This is a genomic window from Streptomyces sp. NPDC019443, from assembly GCF_044389785.1.
GTDB lineage: Bacteria > Actinomycetota > Actinomycetes > Streptomycetales > Streptomycetaceae > Streptomyces.
In genome coordinates, this window is record NZ_JBIRYJ010000002.1 from 286211 (window position 1) to 305280 (window position 19070).

At 71.1% G+C, this 19070-nt stretch carries 15 protein-coding genes; 12 read left to right on the plus strand and 3 right to left on the minus strand.

From position 1 onward, the window contains the following. Positions 1-121 precede the first annotated feature (121 nt). The 6 genes from ACH492_RS07515 (at position 122) to nudC (ending at position 11194) form a co-directional block, all read left to right on the plus strand. A complete protein-coding gene (locus ACH492_RS07515) occupies positions 122-475 on the plus strand; it encodes an MGMT family protein (protein WP_398983827.1) in 354 nt (117 codons plus the stop codon). A gap of 158 nt (positions 476-633) precedes the next feature. Beyond that, the gene (locus tag ACH492_RS07520; RefSeq protein WP_398983830.1) at positions 634-4182 is read left to right on the plus strand and encodes a UvrD-helicase domain-containing protein; all 3549 of its coding nucleotides are present in this window, start codon (positions 634-636) and stop codon (positions 4180-4182) included. 84 nt (positions 4183-4266) lie between these two features. Continuing rightward, on the plus strand, positions 4267-5229 hold the full coding sequence (locus ACH492_RS07525; RefSeq protein ID WP_398983832.1) for a hypothetical protein: 963 nt from the start codon (positions 4267-4269) through the stop codon (positions 5227-5229). Between the two features lie 109 nt (positions 5230-5338). Continuing rightward, a complete protein-coding gene (locus tag ACH492_RS07530; protein WP_398983834.1) occupies positions 5339-8764 on the plus strand; it encodes a UvrD-helicase domain-containing protein in 3426 nt (1141 codons plus the stop codon). 10 nt (positions 8765-8774) lie between these two features. Continuing rightward, positions 8775-10172, plus strand: coding sequence for a dipeptidase (locus ACH492_RS07535; RefSeq protein WP_398983836.1), 1398 nt, complete (start codon positions 8775-8777; stop codon positions 10170-10172). Positions 10173-10210: 38 nt separating this feature from the next. Further along, positions 10211-11194, plus strand: a complete 984-nt coding sequence (nudC, locus tag ACH492_RS07540) for an NAD(+) diphosphatase (protein WP_398983838.1) — start codon at positions 10211-10213, stop codon at positions 11192-11194. A 12-nt stretch (positions 11195-11206) separates the two neighbouring features. On the opposite strand, the gene ACH492_RS07545 is transcribed toward nudC, so the two are convergent. Further along, on the minus strand, positions 11207-11449 hold the full coding sequence (locus ACH492_RS07545; RefSeq protein WP_307661262.1) for a mycoredoxin: 243 nt from the start codon (positions 11447-11449) through the stop codon (positions 11207-11209). A 214-nt stretch (positions 11450-11663) separates the two neighbouring features. Here ACH492_RS07545 and ACH492_RS07550 point away from each other — a divergent pair, with 214 nt between their 5' ends. The 5 genes from ACH492_RS07550 (at position 11664) to ACH492_RS07570 (ending at position 15503) form a co-directional block, all read left to right on the plus strand. Then, positions 11664-13838 (plus strand): ATP-dependent DNA helicase UvrD2, encoded by a 2175-nt coding sequence (locus ACH492_RS07550; RefSeq protein ID WP_398983840.1) that lies wholly within the window; start codon positions 11664-11666, stop codon positions 13836-13838. Positions 13839-14002: 164 nt separating this feature from the next. After that, the gene (locus tag ACH492_RS07555) at positions 14003-14329 is read left to right on the plus strand and encodes a hypothetical protein (RefSeq protein ID WP_398983843.1); all 327 of its coding nucleotides are present in this window, start codon (positions 14003-14005) and stop codon (positions 14327-14329) included. Between the two features lie 173 nt (positions 14330-14502). Continuing rightward, positions 14503-14871: a WhiB family transcriptional regulator gene (locus tag ACH492_RS07560; RefSeq protein WP_356221594.1), complete on the plus strand. Its 369-nt coding sequence runs from the start codon at positions 14503-14505 to the stop codon at positions 14869-14871. Further along, entirely contained in the window at positions 14868-15191 is a 324-nt protein-coding gene (locus tag ACH492_RS07565) for a hypothetical protein (protein WP_398983845.1), read from the plus strand. The genes ACH492_RS07560 and ACH492_RS07565 overlap by 4 nt, the downstream gene beginning before the upstream one ends. Before the next feature lie 111 nt (positions 15192-15302). Further along, positions 15303-15503, plus strand: coding sequence for a hypothetical protein (locus ACH492_RS07570; protein ID WP_307661257.1), 201 nt, complete (start codon positions 15303-15305; stop codon positions 15501-15503). A gap of 57 nt (positions 15504-15560) precedes the next feature. Here the strand turns inward: ACH492_RS07570 and ACH492_RS07575 are convergent, their stop codons facing one another. Together ACH492_RS07575 and ACH492_RS07580 are read right to left on the minus strand one after the other, a co-directional pair. Continuing rightward, on the minus strand, positions 15561-16925 hold the full coding sequence (locus tag ACH492_RS07575) for an ABC1 kinase family protein (protein WP_398983847.1): 1365 nt from the start codon (positions 16923-16925) through the stop codon (positions 15561-15563). Positions 16926-16990: 65 nt separating this feature from the next. Next, positions 16991-18136 carry a ThiF family adenylyltransferase gene (locus ACH492_RS07580; protein ID WP_398983849.1) on the minus strand — a complete coding sequence of 382 codons (1146 nt, stop codon included), beginning with the start codon at positions 18134-18136 and terminating at the stop codon, positions 16991-16993. Between the two features lie 211 nt (positions 18137-18347). On the opposite strand from ACH492_RS07580, the gene ACH492_RS07585 reads away from it, so the two are divergent. Continuing rightward, positions 18348-18998 carry a M48 family metallopeptidase gene (locus ACH492_RS07585; protein ID WP_398983851.1) on the plus strand — a complete coding sequence of 217 codons (651 nt, stop codon included), beginning with the start codon at positions 18348-18350 and terminating at the stop codon, positions 18996-18998. Positions 18999-19070: the final 72 nt, after the last annotated feature.

A 19070-nucleotide genomic window follows, 5' to 3' on the forward strand; every position in this document is an offset into this window, starting at 1 on the left:
CGCCGACAGAGGGGGGCATCAGGGTGCATTGCGGGGGCGCGAGGCGGGAAGGATACGCTCCTTTGCCCCTCGGGTCCTGCTGTCCGGGTCGTTGTCGGTGGCGTACGGCAGGATGGACCGGATGGAAGAGCTGCCGGAGTTCGCGGAGCGGGTGCTCGAAGTCGCCGAGCTGATTCCGCCGGGACGGGTGATGACGTACGGCGATGTCGCAGAGTGGCTCGGGGACGGCGGGCCGCGCCAGGTCGGCCGTGCGATGTCCCTCTACGGCGGCGGCGTGCCCTGGTGGCGTGTCGTGCGCGCGGACGGCGCGCTGCTGCCCGGCCATGAACTGCGTGCCCTGGAGCACTACCGCACGGAGGGGACGCCCCTGCGCGAGGCCGCGCGCAGCGCCGAGGGCCACGTGCCGCGCCTCGACATGAAGCGCGCGCGGTGGGACGGCGGCGGCGGTGGTGCCGGCGACAGCGCTCACATATGACAGCTTCCGCCATTCGGCGGTCGCGCGGGCGCTCTGCGGACCGTACGGAGTACGCGCCGGACTCACTGCGTCGCGGTAGCGCGCTGGCGTAGCGTCGTCAGCGCGCGGCACGAACCGCTCCATCATCACCAGCACACCCACCAGGACCGGCGATCCACGTGAGCTCCTCCTCCACCACAGGGCGTACGACGTACCAGCAACAGGTACGCCAGGGGGTCCCCCCACGCCCGCAGGGGCGTAGGGGGAGGACCCCGGGCGCGTACCGACTGGTGCGTACCCCGCCGAGCCCCGTGGATCCCCTTCTGCTGGACGCAAGTCAGCGCGCGGTGGTTGACCACGATCACGGTCCGCTGCTCGTTCTGGCAGGTCCGGGCACCGGCAAGACCACCACGCTGGTGGAGGCGGTCGCCGCGCGGGTGGCCAAGGGGACGGATCCGGAGCGGATCCTGGTGCTCACCTTCAGTCGCAGGGCGGCGGTGGAACTGCGTGACCGGATGGCGCTGCGGCTCGGCGGCGCGCAGGGGCCGCAGGCGACGACCTTCCACTCCTTCTGCTACGCGCTGGTCCGCGCGCACCAGGACGCAGAACTGTTCTCCGAGCCGCTGAGGCTGCTGTCGGGTCCCGAGCAGGACGTCGCCGTACGCGAGCTGCTGACGGGCCAGCTCGACCTGGAGGCGGAGGGGCTGGCGCGCAACCACTGGCCGGACGAACTGCGGGCGTGCCTGACGACGCGTGGCTTCGCCGACGAGGTACGCGCGGTGCTCGCCCGGAGCCGTGAGCTTGGTCTGGGCCCAGACTCCCTTGCCCGTTTCGCGGCCCGTACCGGCCGCCCCGACTGGGGGGCGGCCGCGTCGTTCCTCGCGGAGTATCTGGACGTCCTGGACCTGCAGGGGGTGCTCGACTATGCGGAACTGGTGCACCGGGCGGTGCTGCTTGCCCAGCGGGTCGCCTCGCCTTACGACTTCCCCTACGACGCGGTGTTCGTGGACGAGTACCAGGACACCGACCCGGCCCAGGTACAGCTGCTCCAGGCGCTGGCCGGGCAGGGCCGCACGCTGGTCGCGTTCGGCGATCCGGACCAGTCGATCTACGCCTTCCGCGGCGCGGACGTGAACGGCATCCTCGACTTCCCCGATGCCTTCCGGCACGCGAACGGCAGCCCGGCGGACGTGGCGGTCCTGACGACGTCCCGGCGCAGTGGCGAGCACCTGCTGGCGGCGACCCGGCTGCTGACCCGCCGGATGCCGCTGCCCCGCCTCCCGTCCGAGAAGGTACGGGCGCACCGGGAGCTGGGCGCGGTCCGGGAGGGCGGCCGGGTCGAGACGTACACCTACCCGACGGCCTCGACGGAACTGGACAACATCGCGGACATCCTGCGCCGGGCCCATCTGGAGGACGGCGTCCCCTGGCACGACATGGCAGTCCTGGTCCGCGCGGGCGGCCGCACAATCCCCTCGGTGCGCCGCGCCCTGGCGTCGGCGGGCGTCCCCCTGGAAATCGACGGCGACGACGTCCCTCTGCGCCACGAACCGGCGGTGTCCCCGCTGCTGACGGCACTGCGAGCGGTGGCTACGGCGGCGACGCAGCCGCAGAGGGCGCAATCAGCCGACACTGCGGAACGGGGCGGCGACACTACGGGGGCGGCGCCGGACACCGCGGGGGAGGCGGCGGACATTGCGGGGGAGGCGGCGGACATTGCGGGGGAGGCGGCGGACATTGCGGGGGAGGCGGCGGACACTGCGGGGGAGGCGCCGGACACTGCGGGGGAGGCGGCGGACACTGCGGGGGAGGCGCCGGACACTGCGGGGGAGGCGGCGGACGACCCCACCACCCCCTGGCTCAGCACCGAGACCGCCCTCACCCTCCTCACCTCCCCCCTCGGCGGCATGGACGCCGCCGAGGTCCGGCGCCTCGGCCGTGCCCTCCGTGACGAGGAGCGCGCCGGCGGCAATCGGGTACCCCCACCGTCCGACCAGCTCCTCGCCCGCGCCCTCGCGGAGCCCGAGCGCCTCGTCGCACACGACCCCGCGTACGCCCGCGGCGCGCAGCGGCTTGGCGCGCTCCTGCGTAAGGCGCGCGAGCTCCTCGAAGGCGGCGGCACCGCCGAAGAGGCGCTATGGGAGCTGTGGGCCGGCACCCCGTGGCCGCAGCGCCTCGAACGCGCCGCCCTCCGCGGCGGCGCGGCCGGCCGCAATGCCGACCGCGACCTCGATGCCGTCTGCGCCCTCTTCGAGACCGCCGCCCGTGCCGAAGAGCGCACCGGCGGCCGCGGCGCCCTCAACTTCCTCGAGGAGATCGAGGCCCAGGACATCGCCGCCGACACCCTGGCCAGGAGAGCCACCCGCCCCGACGCCGTACGCCTGATGACCGCCCACCGCTCCAAGGGCCTCGAATGGAGCCTCGTCGTCGTCGCCGGTGTACAGGAAGGCCTATGGCCCGATCTGCGACGGCGGGGCTCGCTCCTGGAGGCGGACAGGATCGGGCGCGACGGGCTCGCCGAGCCCCTCACCCCCGGTGCCCTCCTCGCGGAGGAACGCCGGCTCTTCTACGTCGCCGCCACCCGCGCCCGCGACCGCCTCGTCGTCACCGCCGTCAAGGCACCGGCCGACGACGGCGACCAGCCCTCCCGCTTCCTCACCGAACTCGGCGTCGAACCCAAGGACATCACCGGCCGCCCCCGCCGCCCCCTCGCTGTTGCCGCGCTCGTCGCCGAGCTGCGCGCCACCACCGTGGACCCGCAGGCGACACCCGCGCTGCGCGACGCCGCCGCCCGCCGCCTCGCGCGCCTCGCCGCGCTCGCCGACGACGAGGGCCAGCCGCTCGTGCCCGCCGCACACCCCTACCGCTGGTGGGGCCTGTACGAGCCGACCCACAGCCGGCTCCCCCTGCGGGACCGGAACCAGCCCGTCACCCTCTCCGGCAGCGCACTGGACCAGCTGGCCAACACCTGTGCGCTCCAGTGGTTCCTGGGGCGCGAGGTGAAGGCGGACGCCCCCGCAACGGCCGCCCAGGGGTTCGGCAACGTCGTTCACGTACTCGCGGACGAGGTCGCCTCCGGACAGACCCCCGCCGATCTGGCCGTTCTGATGGAGCGCCTCGACTCCGTCTGGAGCGCGCTCGTTTTCGACGCGCCATGGAAGTCGCAGCAGGAGAAGGAGCACGCGCGCGTGGCGCTCGAACGCTTCCTGCGCTGGCACGTCATGGACCGCGGCGGCCGAGCCCCCGCCGCGACCGAGCACGACTTCGACGTGACCCTGGAGGCCGGCGAGTACGAGGTACGCATCCGAGGCTCCATGGACCGCGTAGAGCAGGACACCGAAGGACGCGCGTACGTCGTGGACTTCAAGACCGGCAAGCAGACGCCGACCCGGGACGAGGTCGCCCGGCACCCTCAACTCGCCGTCTACCAGCTTGCCGTGCGCGAAGGCGCCGTGGACGGGGCCTTCGACGGCCGCCGCCCCGAACCCGGCGGCGCCGAGCTCGTACAACTGCGCCAGGCCGCCGCCAGGAAGGAGGGCGGTGACGCCCTCCCGAGGATCCAGGCGCAGGAGCCGCTCGCGGGGGAGTGGGTCGGCGAGCTGCTGGCCACCGCCGCCGGCCGCGTACTCGATGAGCGCTTCACCCCGAGCGCGGGGCAGCACTGCACCCACTGCACTTTCCGCTCGTCGTGCAGCGCCCAGCCGGAAGGCCGCCAAATAGTGGAATGAGCCGTGTTTTGTCGCGCATTGCCGCATTTGCTTGCATCCAATGAATGACGACAAGGCGACACGCGGACCTGCAAGGGGAGACACATGGCGGCCAAACGGAAGTCCTTGGTTACGGCGGTGGTCTTCTCGACCGCGACCGCGACCGCTGCGCTGGCGGGCTGCTCCAACGATGGCGACATCAAGGTCAAGAGCGCCTCCGAGGAGAAGAAGGAGCAGCAGAGGCAGGAGAAGAAGCCGGAGGGGGAGCAGGAACCGGCGGCCGTCACCAGCACTGCACCCGCCGACCTCACCGGCCTGACCGCCGATCAGATCGCGGCCAGGGCCGTCGCGGCCACACAGGCGGCCCGGTCCATGAGGATGGCGGGCCAGGTCACCAGCGAGGGCGAGCAGGCGTCCGTCGACCTTGCGGTGGACAACAAGGGCGCATGTACGGGCAAGCTGGGCTTCGGCGGCGGCAGCGCCGAGCTGCGCCAGGTCAGCAAGGTCCTGTACATGAAGGGCAACGAGAAATTCTGGCGCGCGTCGCTCAGCGAGAGCAGCACGCCCGGCACAGACGGCGAAGGCGTCGTCGAGCTGGTGAAGGACCGCTGGATCAAGATGCCGGCGGGCAGCGCGAAGGCCATGGGCGGCGTCTGCGACCTCAAGGCCATGCTCGCCGAGAGGGACAAGGACACGTCGGAGCGTCAGGGCATGACCAAGGGACCCGACGCCAAGGTCAACTCTGTGCCCACAACGACCCTCGTGAAGAAGAAGCCCGACGGCGAAACGATCACCATGTACGTGGCCAAGAAGGGTGAGCCGTACCTCATCAGGGTCGTCAGGGTCGGCGGTGACGGGCCCGGCACGATGACCTTCTCCGACTACAACAAGCCGGTCAAGACCGTGGCCCCGCCGACCGACCAGGTCGTCGACCTGGAGAAGCTGGGCACGGGCTTGAGCGCGGGCCCTGGGTCTGGCGCCGGCACCGGCTCCCGCTTCGGCCTCGGTTTCGGTTTCGGCTTCGGGGCAGGGTACGGGGCCGGGTCCGGGTCCGGCAACGGAGCCTGACCCCCTCACGAGGCCAAGGCCGAGGCCGAGGCCGCGCCCGACGCCCGCCCGAGGCGGCTGAGACCGACGGGGACCATCGCTGTCAGTGGTCCCCATTAGCCTCTCTGAGGTGACCGCACGCATCACCGACCCCGAGCAGCTCAAAGAGCTCCTCGGCATCCCCTTCACCCCGGAGCAGACGGCCTGCATCACCGCGCCGCCCGCCCCGCAGGTGATCGTGGCCGGAGCCGGCTCGGGGAAGACGACGGTGATGGCCGCGCGGGTGGTGTGGCTCGTGGGGACCGGCCAGGTCGCCCCCGAGCAGGTCCTCGGCCTCACCTTCACCAACAAGGCGGCGGGCGAGCTCGCCGAGCGCGTCCGCAAAGCGCTCGTGCGCGCGGGGGTGACGGACCCCGACGTCATCGACCCGGACAACCCTCCTGGCGAGCCGCGCATCTCCACGTACCACGCCTTCGCCGGGCAGCTCCTCACCGACCACGGGCTGCGGCTAGGCCTGGAGCCGACCGCGCGCCTGCTCGCGGACGCCACCCGCTACCAGCTCGCCGCGCGTGTGCTGCGCGAGGCGCCGGGCCCGTATCCCTCGCTGACCAGGTCCTTTCCGTCCTTGGTCAGCGATCTGCTGGCGCTCGACGCGGAGCTCGCGGAGCATCTCGTACGTCCCGAGCAGCTTGGCGCGTACGACTCCCTGCTGTTGCGCACCCTGGAGAGCTCCCGGCTGAGCAACGCCGAACTGCGCAAGGTGCCCGAGGCGGCCGCGGCCCGCCGTGAGCTGCTCGATCTGACCGTCCGTTACCGCGAGGCCAAGCGCGCCCGCGACCTCCTCGACTTCGGCGACCAGATCGCGCTCTCCGCCGAACTCGCGCGCACCAGGCCCGAGGTCGGATCCATCCTGCGGGACGAGTTCCGGGTTGTGCTGCTCGACGAGTACCAGGACACGTCGGTGGCCCAACGGCTGCTGCTGTCCGGTTTGTTCGGCCAGGGCACCGGCCATGCCGTGACCGCGGTTGGCGACCCCTGCCAGGCCATCTACGGCTGGCGCGGGGCCTCCGTCGCCAACCTCGACGACTTCCCGGCGCACTTCGCGTACCCCGACGGCCGACCCGCGACCCGCTTCTCCCTCAGCGAGAACCGCCGCAGCGGCGGTCGCCTGCTACACCTCGCCAACGGCCTGGCGGCCCCGCTGCGCGCCATGCACGAGGGCGTCGAGGCGCTGCGGCCCGCCCCGGGCGCCGAGCGCGACGGGTCCGTCCGCATCGCTCTCCTCCCCACCCACGCGGAGGAGATCGAGTGGCTCGCCGACTCGATCGCCCACCTGGTGCGTACGGGCAAGGAGCCGGGCGAGATCGCGGTCCTGTGCCGCACGGCGGGCGACTTCCCCGAGATCCAGGGCGCGCTCGTCGCCAGGGACGTCCCGGTCGAGGTCGTCGGCCTGTCCGGGCTGCTCCACCTGCCGGAGGTCGCCGACCTGGTCGCGATGTGCGAGGTCCTGCAGGACCCGGGGGCCAACGCCTCTCTCGTACGTCTGCTCACCGGGCCGCGCTGGCGGATCGGCCCGCGCGACCTGGCCCTGCTGGGCCGCCGGGCCCGGCTGCTGGTCCACCGCGCCTCGTCCGACGGGAGGGATCCCGACGAGCGGCTGGCCGCGGCCGTCGAAGGCACCGACCCGGCCGAGGTCATCTCGCTCGCCGACGCGCTGGACACGTTCCTGGAGTCGGCGGACGGGGAGGACGTCGACCTCCCCTTCTCCGCGGAGGCCCGGGTCCGCTTCGCCCGCCTCGCCGCCGAACTGCGCGACCTGCGCCGCTCCCTGGCCGACCCGCTGATGGACGTCCTGCACCGCGTCCTGTCCACCACCGGCCTCGAGGTCGAACTCTCCGCGTCCCCAAGCGCCCTGGCCGCCCGCCGCCGCGAGACCCTCGCCAACTTCCTTGACAGGGCGGCCGGTTTCGCGGCACTGGACGGGGAGGCCACCCTGCTGGCCTTCCTCGCCTTCCTGCGCACGGCCGCGCAGTACGAGAAGGGCCTGGACAACGCCCTTCCGGGCGGCGAGAACACCGTCAAGGTCCTGACGGCCCACAAGTCCAAGGGCCTGGAATGGGACGTGGTCGCGGTCCCGGGCCTGGTCGCCAAGCACTTCCCGAACGATCAGGCGCGCGAGGCGTGGACCTCCCAGTCCAAGGTCCTGCCGCACGCCCTGCGAGGCGACGCAGCCACCCTTCCCTCCGTCGAGTCCTGGGACGCCAAGGGCCTCAAGTCCTTCAAGGACGCGATGAAGGACCACCAGCACACGGAGGAACTGCGCCTCGGCTACGTCACCTTCACCCGCCCCCGCTCCCTGCTCCTGGGCTCGGCCCACTGGTGGGGCCCGACCCAGAAGCGCCGCCGCGGCCCCTCGCTGTTCCTGCAGGCGCTGTACGACCACTGCGCGGACGGCTTCGGCGAGATCGAGATCTGGGCGGACGAACCGGAGGAGGACGCGGAGAACCCGACCCTGCACGAAACGACGGCGGACCAGGCCTGGCCCCTGCCGCTGGACGCTACTTCTCTGATGCGCCGCCGCGCCGCGGCGGACACGGTGCTGGCGTATCTGGACGAGCCGGAGGAGCTCCTGTCCGAGCCGGACCAACCCCAGTCGGAGCCGGACGAGTTCCTGTCCGAGCCGGACGAGCCCCTGTCCGAGCCGGACGAGCCGGACTGGCACGACCCCTGGGACGAGCCGGATCTCCCGGACGTCGCTGCGGCCGAGCTGCCACACCCGCGCCGCGAAGCCGACGCTCTTGAGGCGGCGGCCCCCACCCCGGAAGACGCCCGCACCATCGCCTCCTGGGACCGCGACCTCGACGCCCTCGCCGGTGAGCTCCGCCGTAGCCGCGCGACCGTCCGCGACGTTGCCCTGCCCCCCTCCCTCTCCGCCTCCCAGCTCATGCGCCTCGCCGCCGACCCCGACGGCTTCGCCCAGGAGCTGGCCCGCCCCATGCCGCACCCCCCGCACCCCGCGGCCCGCAGAGGCACGCGGTTCCACGCCTGGGTGGAGTCGCGGTTCGAGGAGCTCCCGCTTCCGATGCTCGGCCCGGACGAACTCCCCGGCGGTGACGCCGACGACCCCGAGATCGCGGACGAGCGCGACCTGGCCGCGCTCAAGGAGGCGTTCGAGCGCACTCCGTACGCCCGCCGCACGCCCTACCGCGTGGAGTCCCCGTTCCAGCTCACCCTCGCGGGCCGCGTGATCCGCGGCCGTATCGACGCCGTCTATCGCCACGAGCCGGCAGAGGGGACGGCAGACGAGGCGACGGGGACGTACGAAATCGTCGACTGGAAGACCAGCCGCACAAACACCGCCGATCCCCTCCAGCTAGCCATCTACCGGCTCGCCTGGGCCGAGCAGCACGACCTCCCCCTCGAAGCCGTCGACGCCGCGTTCGTTTACGTACGCACCGGAGAGATCGTCCGCCCCGACCCTCTCCCCGCCCGCGCCGAGCTGGAGCGCATCCTGCTGGGCGAGACGGCCGGCGAGACAGTCACCCCCGCCCGTTAGGCTCAGGTGCATGAGCGACACCCCGGACAGCGCCGTCCGTACGTACATCGAGCAACACCGCGCCGCCTTCCTGGACGACCTCGCCGACTGGCTGCGCATCCCGTCCGTGTCGGCCCAGCCCGACCACGCCGCGGACGTCCGGCGCAGTGCCGACTGGCTCGCGGCCAAGCTCAAGGAGACCGGCTTCCCGGTCACCGAGGTCTGGCCCACTCCCGGTGCCCCCGCGGTCTTCGCCGAGTGGCCTTCCGGCGACCCGGATGCGCCCACCGTCCTGGTCTACGGCCACCATGACGTCCAGCCCGCCACCCGTGAGGACGGCTGGCACACGGACCCCTTCGAGCCGCAGATCGTCGACGGCCGGATGTACGGGCGCGGCGCGGCTGACGACAAGGGGCAGGTCTTCTTCCACACCCTGGGCGTACGGGCCCACCTCGCCGCCACCGGACGCACCGCCCCCGCGGTCAATCTCAAGCTGCTGATCGAGGGCGAGGAGGAGTCGGGATCGCCGAACTTCCGAGCCCTGGTCGAGGCCAACTCCACCCGCCTCGCCGCCGACGCCGTGATCGTGTCCGACACCGGCATGTGGTCCGAGACGACCCCCACCGTCTGCACCGGCATGCGCGGCCTTGCCGACTGCGGGATCGAGCTGTACGGCCCCGACCAGGACATCCACTCCGGTTCGTTCGGCGGCGCGGTACCCAACCCGGCCACCGTCGCCGCCCGTCTCGTCGCGGCGCTGCACGACTGCGACGAGCACGTCACCATCCCCGGCTTCTACGACGGCGTCGAGCCGCTCACGGACGCCGAGCGCGAGCTGTTCGCCGAGCTCCCCTTCGACGAGGCGTCCTGGCTGAACACCGCCAAGTCGCACGCCACGCTCGGCGAGGCCGGCTACTCCACGCTGGAGCGCATCTGGGCCCGCCCGACGGCCGAGCTCAACGGCATCGGCGGCGGCTACCAGGGCCCCGGCGGCAAGACGATCATCCCGTCGTCCGCCCAGCTGAAGCTCACGTTCCGTCTTGTCGCGGGCCAGGACCCGGAGAAGATCGAGCAGGCGGTCGGCGACTGGGTCGCGGCCCAGGTGCCGGCCGGTATCCGCCACGAGATCACCTTCGGTGCCTCGACCCGCCCCTGTCTGACGCCGCTGGACCACCCGGCCCTGCAGTCGGTCGTACGGGCGATGAGCCGCGCCTTCGACGGGCGGAAGATCCGCTTCACCCGCGAGGGCGGATCCGGCCCCGCCGCGGATCTTCAGGACGTGCTCGCGGCCCCCGTGCTTTTCCTGGGCATCTCCGTACCGTCCGACGGCTGGCACGCGCCCAACGAGAAGGTCGAACTGGACCTGCTCATCAAGGGTGTGGAGACGACTGCCCACCTGTGGGGCGACCTCGCCGCCGCCCTCCGCTGAACTGCCATCCAATCCACCCGGGGGAGTTGGAAGTACCTGTGAGCACCACCAGCAACGGCACCACACACCGCCCGATCGATCTCACCGCGCCGATCGATCTCACCGCGCCGATCGGTCTCACCGCGCCGAGCGGTATCGACCGCGAGGCGCACCACCGCCTCGACGAGGCCTGGCTGTCGGCGGCGTGGAGCCACCCGACGACCCGGGTCTTCGTGGTCTCGGGCGGCCAGGTGCTGGTCGACGACACCCCCGACGGGCGCACCGAACTGGTCATGACCCCGGCCTTCGAGGCCCCCCTCACCGAGACCCACCGCTACTTCCTCGGCACCGACGAGGACGGCGTGCGCTACTTCGCGCTGCAGAAGGACGCCCTGCCCGGCCGCATGGACCAGTCGGCCCGCCCCGCAGGCCTGCGCGAGGCCGGACTGCTGCTCTCCCCGCGCGACGCGGGACTCCTGGTGCACGCCGTCGCACTGGAGAACTGGCAGCGGCTGCACCGCTTCTGCTCACGCTGCGGCGAGCGCACGGTCATCGCGGCCGCGGGCCACATCCGCCGCTGCCAGGCATGTGGGGCCGAGCACTACCCCCGTACCGACCCCGCCGTGATCATGCTGGTCACCGACGAGGAGGACCGCGCGCTGCTGGGCCGCCAGGTGCACTGGCCGGAAGGGCGCTTCTCCACGCTGGCGGGCTTCGTCGAGCCGGGGGAGTCGATCGAGCAGTCGGTGCGTCGCGAGGTCTTCGAGGAGGCGGGCGTCACGGTCGGCGAGGTCGAGTACATCGCCAGCCAGCCCTGGCCCTTCCCGTCCAGCCTGATGCTCGGCTTCATGGCGCGGGCGACATCCTCCGAGATCGACGTCGACGGTGAAGAGATCCACGAGGCACGCTGGTTCTCCCGGGAAGACCTGCGGGCCGCATTCGAGTCCGGGGAGGTGCTGCCTCCCTTCGGGATCTCGATTGCGGCCCGCCTGATCGAGCTCTGGTACGGCAAGCCGTTGCCGAAGCCCGGAGCTGTGGCCTGAGCGGTCCCCCGCTCAGACGCCGATCTTCTGCTTGACCTGGGCCAGCGAGGGGTTGGTCAGCGTCGAACCGTCCGCGAAGAGCACGGTCGGGACGGTCTGATTGCCCCCGTTGGCCTTCTCGACGAAGGCCGCGGAATGCGGGTCCTGCTCGATGTTGATCTCGTTGTACGTGATGCCTTCGCGGTCCATCTGGCTCTTCAGCCGACGGCAGTAGCCGCACCACGTGGTGCTGTACATCGTCACAGTCCCCTGCATGGTTTCTCGCGCTCCTCTGTCTCGTCCGTCTCGTTCGTCTCGGTCCTGCGAGTTCGCTCCTGCGCGCTCGATGCGTGGTCGATGCGTGCTCCTGCGTGTTCGCACGGCGTAGAACGTACGTGATCTGGCGGCCATTCCCGCATTAGTACGACCGCCACCGGCCCCCTGTGGACAACGGCCGCACCCACCTCCGCCGACCTGGCAGCATGGCGGTGTGACAGCAGCAACGCACTCCTCTCTTTTCCCGCAGGTCCCCGAGTCGGCGGACGCGGTGCTCGACGGGCTCGACCCCGAGCAACGCGAAGTGGCGACGGCCCTGCACGGTCCGGTGTGCGTGCTGGCAGGCGCCGGCACGGGCAAGACGCGCGCGATCACCCACCGCATCGCCTACGGAGTGCGCGCGGGCATACTCCAGCCCGCCAGTGTGCTGGCCGTCACCTTCACCAACCGCGCCGCGGGCGAGATGCGCGGCCGGCTGCGCCAGCTCGGCGCGGGCGGCGTCCAGGCGCGTACGTTCCACTCAGCCGCGCTGCGCCAGCTCCAGTTCTTCTGGCCGAAGGCGGTCGGCGGCGATATGCCCCGCCTCCTCGAGCGCAAGATCCAGCTGGTCGCCGAGGCATCGGCCCGCTGCCGCATCCGGCTCGACCGCAATGAGCTGCGGGACGTCACGAGCGAGATCGAGTGGGCCAAGGTCACCCAGACCGTGCCCGCCGACTACCCGGCCGCGGTCGCCAAATCGCACCGCGACGCCCCGCGCGACCCGGCCGAGATCAGCCAGATCTACGGGATGTACGAGCAGCTCAAGCGCGACCGCTCGGTGATCGACTTCGAGGATGTCCTGCTCCTCACGGTCGGCATCCTCCAGGACCGCCACGACATCGCCGACCAGATCCGCCGCCAGTACCAGCACTTCGTGGTGGACGAGTACCAGGACGTCAGCCCGCTCCAGCAGCGGATGCTCGACCTGTGGCTCGGCGACCGCGACAGCCTCTGCGTCGTCGGCGACGCCAGCCAGACGATCTACTCCTTCACCGGCGCCACCCCCGACCACCTGCTGAACTTCCGCACCCGCCACCCCAGTGCGACCGTCGTCAAGCTGGTCCGTGACTACCGCTCCACCCCTCAGGTGGTCCATCTCGCCAACGGCCTGCTGAGCCAGGCCCACGGCCGCGCCGCCGAGCACCGCCTCGAACTGATCTCACAGCGCGCAGCCGGCCCCGACCCCGCCTACACCGAGTACGCGGACGAACCGGCCGAGGCCGAGGGCACCGCCCGTCGTATCCGCGACCTGATCGCCGCGGGCGTCCCGGCCGGCGAGATCGCCGTGCTCTACCGGATCAACGCCCAGTCGGAGGTCTACGAGCAGGCGCTCGCCGATGCCGGAGTCCCGTACCAACTGCGCGGCGCCGAGCGCTTCTTCGAACGCCAGGAAGTACGGGAGGCGGGCGTCGCCCTGCGCGGCGCGGCCCGCGCAGGTGGCAACGACTCCCTGCTCGACGACGCCGGGGACCTCCCGTCCCAGGTCCGCGCTGTGCTCTCCACCAAGGGCTGGACCACCGAGCCGCCCGCCGGATCGGGAGCGGTGCGCGACCGCTGGGAGTCCCTGGCCGCGCTGGTCCGCCTCGCCGAGGACTATGTACGGGTCAAGCCGGACGCGAGCCTCGGCGATCTGGTGGCCGAGCTGGACGAGCGCGCCGCGGCCCAGCACGCCCCCACCGTTCAGGGCGTCACCCTCGCCTCGCTCCACTCGGCGAAGGGCCTGGAGTGGGACGCCGTGTTCCTGGTCGGCCTCACCGAGGGCATGATGCCGATCACCTACGCCAAGACCGACGAGCAGGTCGAGGAGGAGCGTCGGCTGCTCTATGTCGGCGTCACCCGCGCCCGGCTCCATCTCTGCCTCTCCTGGGCGCTGTCCCGCTCACCCGGCGGCCGCGCCTCCCGCCGGCCCACCCGCTTCCTGAACGGGATGCGGCCGGGCTCCGTGGCACCCGGCGCACGCGGCGCGGGCGGTGCCGGTGGCATCGAGCGCGGCAGCGGCGGCCGCCGCAAGCGGCGAGGTCCTGTGTTGTGCCGGGTCTGCGGCAAGACGCTCACCGACGCTGGTGAGATGAAACTGATGCGCTGTGAGGACTGCCCCTCCGACATGGACGAGGCGCTGTACGAACGCCTGCGCGACTGGCGCGCGGACCAGGCGAAGGAGCTGGGCCAGCCCGCGTACTGCGTCTTCACCGACAAGACACTGATGGCGATCGCCGAGGCCGTGCCGGGCAGCGAGGGGGAGTTGGCTCAGATCGCCGGTGTCGGTGGACGCAAGCTCGAGCGTTTCGGAGCCGATGTGCTGACCATCTGTGCAGGTCAGGAGGTTGTGGGGGACGGCGAAGACGACTGATACAAACTCGTCGAAAAAATAGTTTGCGCCCGCCCCAGCAAGCCCCATAGGTTCTTAACCACGGGAACAGCGACTTCTCTGAAGCCCTGTCCTCGTGCTGTACTTATCCGAATACGCGTGACTGGCCCAGGCCGGTCCTTAGACGCCGAGAGGAGGCGATTCCAGTGATCAGCATCAACACCAGCTTCATCAGCACCGCCAAAATGACCGATCGCTCGGTCGTCTCCGCCTGCTCGCTCGGCTTCTCCGCGGCGTTCAACGGCACCGGTGTGTCCGGCGTCTCTGCCGCGCTTCCGGTCTCCGGTCTGGGCGGACTGCCCGTCATGGAGCGCAATGAGCGACCGACCAAGGCACTGGAAGCAGCAGTAGCAGCGGCAAAGGCTCGGGCCTATGCCTTTGCGGCGGCCAGTGCCGGCACCAAGAAGCGGCAGACGCAGCACCACACGATGTGGGCCTTCCGTGGGCTCGAACCCTGGAGTGATCCAGCCTGATCCAGATCAGGCCGGCGCCTTCAGGGCCGCGGAACCCCACCCGGGATCCGCGGCCCTTCTGTTTTCCCCGAACGGGGCGGACAGAGCGAAGGGGCCTCGGGACAAGAAGCACCCGGTACCAAGCCGACACCCGGCCAACAGGCCGGACCGACCAGACGAGGAACGACACCACCGTGCAACTCGAAGCGCACGCCCCGTCCGTACCGCCTTCCGAGACGATCCCCCCGCCCGCCCTCACGGAGGACTCCACCTTGACTCCGCTCACTGCGCTCACCGCGCTCGACGACGCCATCGAGAACCTCGGCGTACCCGTCCCCTGCCGTTCCTATGACCCGGAGGTCTTCTTCGCCGAGTCGCCGGCCGATGTCGAGTACGCCAAGTCCCTCTGCCGTACCTGCCCGCTGATGGAGGCCTGCCTTGCGGGCGCCAAGGAGCGGCGTGAGCCGTGGGGCGTCTGGGGCGGAGAGCTCTTCATCCAGGGCGTGGTCGTCGCCCGCAAGCGGCCGCGTGGTCGCCCGCGCAAGAACCCGGTCGCGGCATGACCGTCATCGGAACCATCGACCGACCCATCACGCACGATCCCCAGAAGCTGGCCCCAATGACCTCTTCCACGAGCGAGCCGTCCGGCTCCGCCACCCCAGACGTCACCACCATCGGCGCGAACGCCTCGCGTCAGAACAGGACCCGTGAGATGCAACTCATCCCAGAAGCCATGGCTCGTGCGCATATGCACGAGCGCCTGCGGGAAGCCGACGCGGAACGCCAGGCCGTGCGCCTGGTCGCCGCCCGGCGGATGCAGCGCCGTGCCGAGCGCGTGTCGTTGCGTGCCCGCCGCGCACTGGCCATGGCCGTCATGCACTGACCGCAATCAAGGCACTGACAGCACACACTGACCCGGGGGCCGGTCCGAACGGACCGGCCCCCGCGGTGCGTTGTCCCTGCGACTGGTCCCCGACGGGGCTATCGTCACGACGTGGACCAGCAGCAGACTCCTCACCCTGCGCAGCCGGGTGCCGAGAGCATCGTGTGTTCCCACTGCGGCGCCGTCGCCGAGGGACCACCGCCCACCTGGACCTGCTCCGTGGAGAACGGCACCCGTCACTACTTCTGCGACGACTGCGCACGCGCCAACATCAGGGCAATCGAGGGCAGGCTCGACTCGGCCTGGTGGTGACCGCCTCCCGCTGACCGCCGCCGGCTGTTGTGGCGCTCGGCCCGCGGCGGCGAACACTCAGGCCTGCACCTCGACCGCCGTGACTTCCTCCTCTTCCTCCAGCAGGAAACCGGGCACCCACGACTCGAGTTCGTCCCGCAGCCGCACCGTCGCGTTCAGCTGGCACAGCACGCCTATCGTGCTCAGCGTCACCCGGTGGATCAGCAGATACGAGGGCGGCAGATTGAGCTGCTTTCCCAGCTGATGGGCGGGGGAGCGGATATCCGCGATCCGGGCCGCCTGGGTGCGCATCCAGCTCCGGGTGAAGGTGAACGCCTCCGCCTCCGCCGGCTCGATGATCGGCACCAGATACTCGAGCACCGAGTCCGGGTCGAGCTCTATGGCCTCCTTGACGAAGCCTTCTTGGCGCAGCAGCTCGTAGACCCCTTCGGCCTCGCCCTCCAGCGTCATCCGCAGACATTCGCCGATGGTTGGCGGCAGTCCGCCGGGCAGTCGGTCCACCGTGCCGAAGTCCAGCACGCCGAGCCGCCAGCCTTCGCCGTCCTCCTCCGGGAGCAGCCGGAAGTTTCCCGGGTGTGGATCCGCGTGCAGCAGCCCCGTGCGGGCCGGGCCCGAGAAGAGGAAGCGGGCCAGCAGCTGGCCCGCCCGGTCCCGCTGCTCGTCCGTGCCGTCGGCGATCACCTCGGCCAGCGGGACCCCGTCGATCCACTCGGTCACCAGCACCTGGTCGCACTGGTGCACCACATCCGGCACCAGCACATCCGGATCGTCCGCGAACTCCGCCGCATGCTCCCGCTGTGCCTGTGCCTCCAGCTCATAGTCCAGCTCCTCCGACACCCGGTCACGGAGCTCGGCGATCAGCGGCTTGATGTCCATGCCCGGGATCAGCGGACCCAGCAGCCGGGCGAAGCGGCTGAGCTGCGTCAGATCGGACAGCAACGCCTCCCCCGCCCCCGGGTACTGCACCTTCACCGCGACCTCACGCCCGTCGTGCCACACCGCCCGGTGCACCTGGCCGATGGAGGCGGCGGCCGACGGTTTGTCCTCGAAATTGAGGAACAGCTCGCGCCACTCCGCACCCAGGCGCTCCTCCAGGACCGCGTGGACCGTACGCGTCGGCATCGGGGGTGCCGCGTCCTGGAGCTTGGTGAGGGCCGCGCGGTAGGGGCCCGCGACCTCCTCGGGGAGCGCCGACTCGAAGACGGACATGGCCTGCCCGAATTTCATGGCACCGCCCTTGAGCTCGCCGAGCACCTTGAACAGCTGCTCTGCCGTGCGCTGTTGCAGTTCCCTGGCCACGATCTCCGCGGACTTCCCGCCGATCCGCTTGCCCAGACCCCAAGTGGCACGCCCGGCGAAGCCCAGTGGCAGTGCGGCCAACTTGGCGGTCCGGGTGACCGCCTTCCGGGGAAGATCAGACATGCGCCCCTCCAAATCCCAGACAGCCGTGCCGCGTGTGCCTGGCGGCATTACTTCATTGACGGCGGTTACCCGGCCATTGTCTCGTGTAGCGGCCCGAACTCTGAGGTGTGCTCCCTCTCACTCTTCCCATACGCGCTGCAGACACAGTCGAGGTGCGGCGTGATGCTGTCCGACTGCCACTCCAGCAGCGGCAGTGACGCCTCCCATCGCGCTCCCGTACTCGCGGGCAGCTCCCCGTCGAGGAACGACAGCGCATGCGCCGCGGTCAACCCCGCCACAGCCGTGGCCAGGGCGACATCGCAGGCCGGCACCGCGCTGCGACGGCGGCCCGAGCGCCACTGCGCGAGCAGCCTGGGCCTGCCCGGGTCGCGGTCCACCCGGCCCAGCTCCAGACAGCCGGCGCAGGCCGTGCCCCCGGGCAGCACCAGCGGGCCCACCACTCCGGTCCCTTCCACAACTCCCGCGTACAGATGGGGTGTCCCGGTGGCGATCCAGCCCTCGGCCGCTGCCTGGTCGGGCGCATAGGCCGCCAGACCGTCCCGCGGCGCCACCACGACCAGGGAAAGGCCGGGCTCGCCCGCACCAGAACCCGCCGACTCGGTCGCGCGCGGCGGGCGGTCGGGCGCCCACCGCCGCACCAGCTGCCTGGCCGCCGCATCGCGCCGCTCACCGACCGCCTCCGGCGGCAGCCCACCGGGCGCCACGTCCCACGGCTCCGTACACCCGCCGTCCAGCACCTCGACCCCGCCCACCCCGGAGGCGGACAGCGCCGCGGCGACCGTCGCGCCCACCCGGCCGGCGCCCCGGACCTGAACGCGCATCGCCCGCCGGGCCGTCAGGCGCGCTGTCCCGCCGCCCGGTTCCGGATGGACGACGGAGAGCGACGCCAGATCGGGGCGCAGCCGGTCGAGAGCGCCTGCCCGATTCCGTAACGCATCGGCCGCAGGACCGCCCGCCGTCGGATCGTCGAGCAGACCGGCCGACGTCAACCGCTTCACCAGAGCGTCCACTTGTCCGTCCGGCATCCCTATCGCCCGCGCCTCCTCGCGCAGCAGCGGCAGCCCCCTGGTCCCGTCCAGCAGCTCGAGCAGGGCGCCTGTCGCCGTGTCCACCGGGCCGACCATTACCGCATGCGCGGGAGTCACCCCGAACTGTACGGTCTGCCGCTCCCGCCATGCCCGCCTGAGGGCAGGCTTCACCATCGGATGCATATCCACTTCCCCCGTCCACTTCCTCCGTTGAAGTGTTGTCGGATCTCTCCGCCGATCTGTTGTCAGAATGCACGGTCGCGACGATGGGTGTGAAAAGTTATCCACAGGCACCGGGTATTAGTCGTTCAAATGGTGCGCGCCATGGAGTGGATCAAGCTCGAACCGTCCCGGAGGCGGGACTTCCTCCACTGACAGCGGGTAACGTCGGGGCGTGTCCGTCGACCCGTCCCCTCGCTTCGCTGGGGAGACCCCACCCCCTCGCCTTGTCGGAGAGGGCCCACCGCACAGCGCCGTAAGTCAACAGCGCAGCGCGACAAACCGACCGCCCCGCGGATCGGCGACGAGTGCGGTCGAGGTCCGCAGGAGTGCCCGGCGCAGCAGAACGGTCTCGGCCTACCGGGAGGGTGACCGGACCATCGTGCTCATCCCCGCCCGGATGTCGGAGGCGGAGGAGCAGCGCTGGGTCAGCGTGATGCTCGACAAACTCGCCGCCCAGGAGAGCAAGCGCATCCTCGGCGACACCGAACTGGCCGAGCGCGCCGAGCGCTTGTCCGCCCAGTACTTCGACGGACGCGCAAGACCGACATCCGTGAGATGGGTGACGAATCAGAACACCCGCTGGGGCTCGTGCACCCCGGCCGAGGGCAGTATCCGCCTCTCGCACCGCCTGCAGGGGATGCCCGAATACGTCGTTGACTATGTGCTCGTTCATGAGCTCGCCCATCTCCTCGTGCCGGGGCACGGGCCGCGGTTCTGGCGGCTCCTCGAGGCGTATCCCCGCACCGAGCGGGCGCGGGGCTATCTCGAGGGCGTCGTCGCCGCCGACCGGCTGCCGCATTTGCCCGCAGCGCGCGGAGAGTAACTGTCGACGGTCCTGTACCGAATGTGTACCGGCTTGGCTCAATGTCGCACTCAGCCGTTAGCCTGACGCGAC

What these genes read in the sequence shown, in the direction of transcription:
- ACH492_RS07515 (WP_398983827.1), top strand. Translation starts at nt 122, where the DNA reads ATGGAAGAGCTGCCGGAGTTCGCGGAGCGGGTGCTCGAAGTCGCCGAG.
- ACH492_RS07525 (WP_398983832.1), top strand. Translation starts at nt 4,267, where the DNA reads ATGGCGGCCAAACGGAAGTCCTTGGTTACGGCGGTGGTCTTCTCGACC.
- ACH492_RS07535 (WP_398983836.1), top strand. Translation starts at nt 8,775, where the DNA reads ATGAGCGACACCCCGGACAGCGCCGTCCGTACGTACATCGAGCAACAC.
- ACH492_RS07545 (WP_307661262.1), bottom strand. Translation starts at nt 11,449, where the DNA reads ATGCAGGGGACTGTGACGATGTACAGCACCACGTGGTGCGGCTACTGC.
- ACH492_RS07565 (WP_398983845.1), top strand. Translation starts at nt 14,868, where the DNA reads ATGACCGTCATCGGAACCATCGACCGACCCATCACGCACGATCCCCAG.
- ACH492_RS07575 (WP_398983847.1), bottom strand. Translation starts at nt 16,925, where the DNA reads ATGTCTGATCTTCCCCGGAAGGCGGTCACCCGGACCGCCAAGTTGGCC.
- ACH492_RS07580 (WP_398983849.1), bottom strand. Translation starts at nt 18,136, where the DNA reads ATGCATCCGATGGTGAAGCCTGCCCTCAGGCGGGCATGGCGGGAGCGG.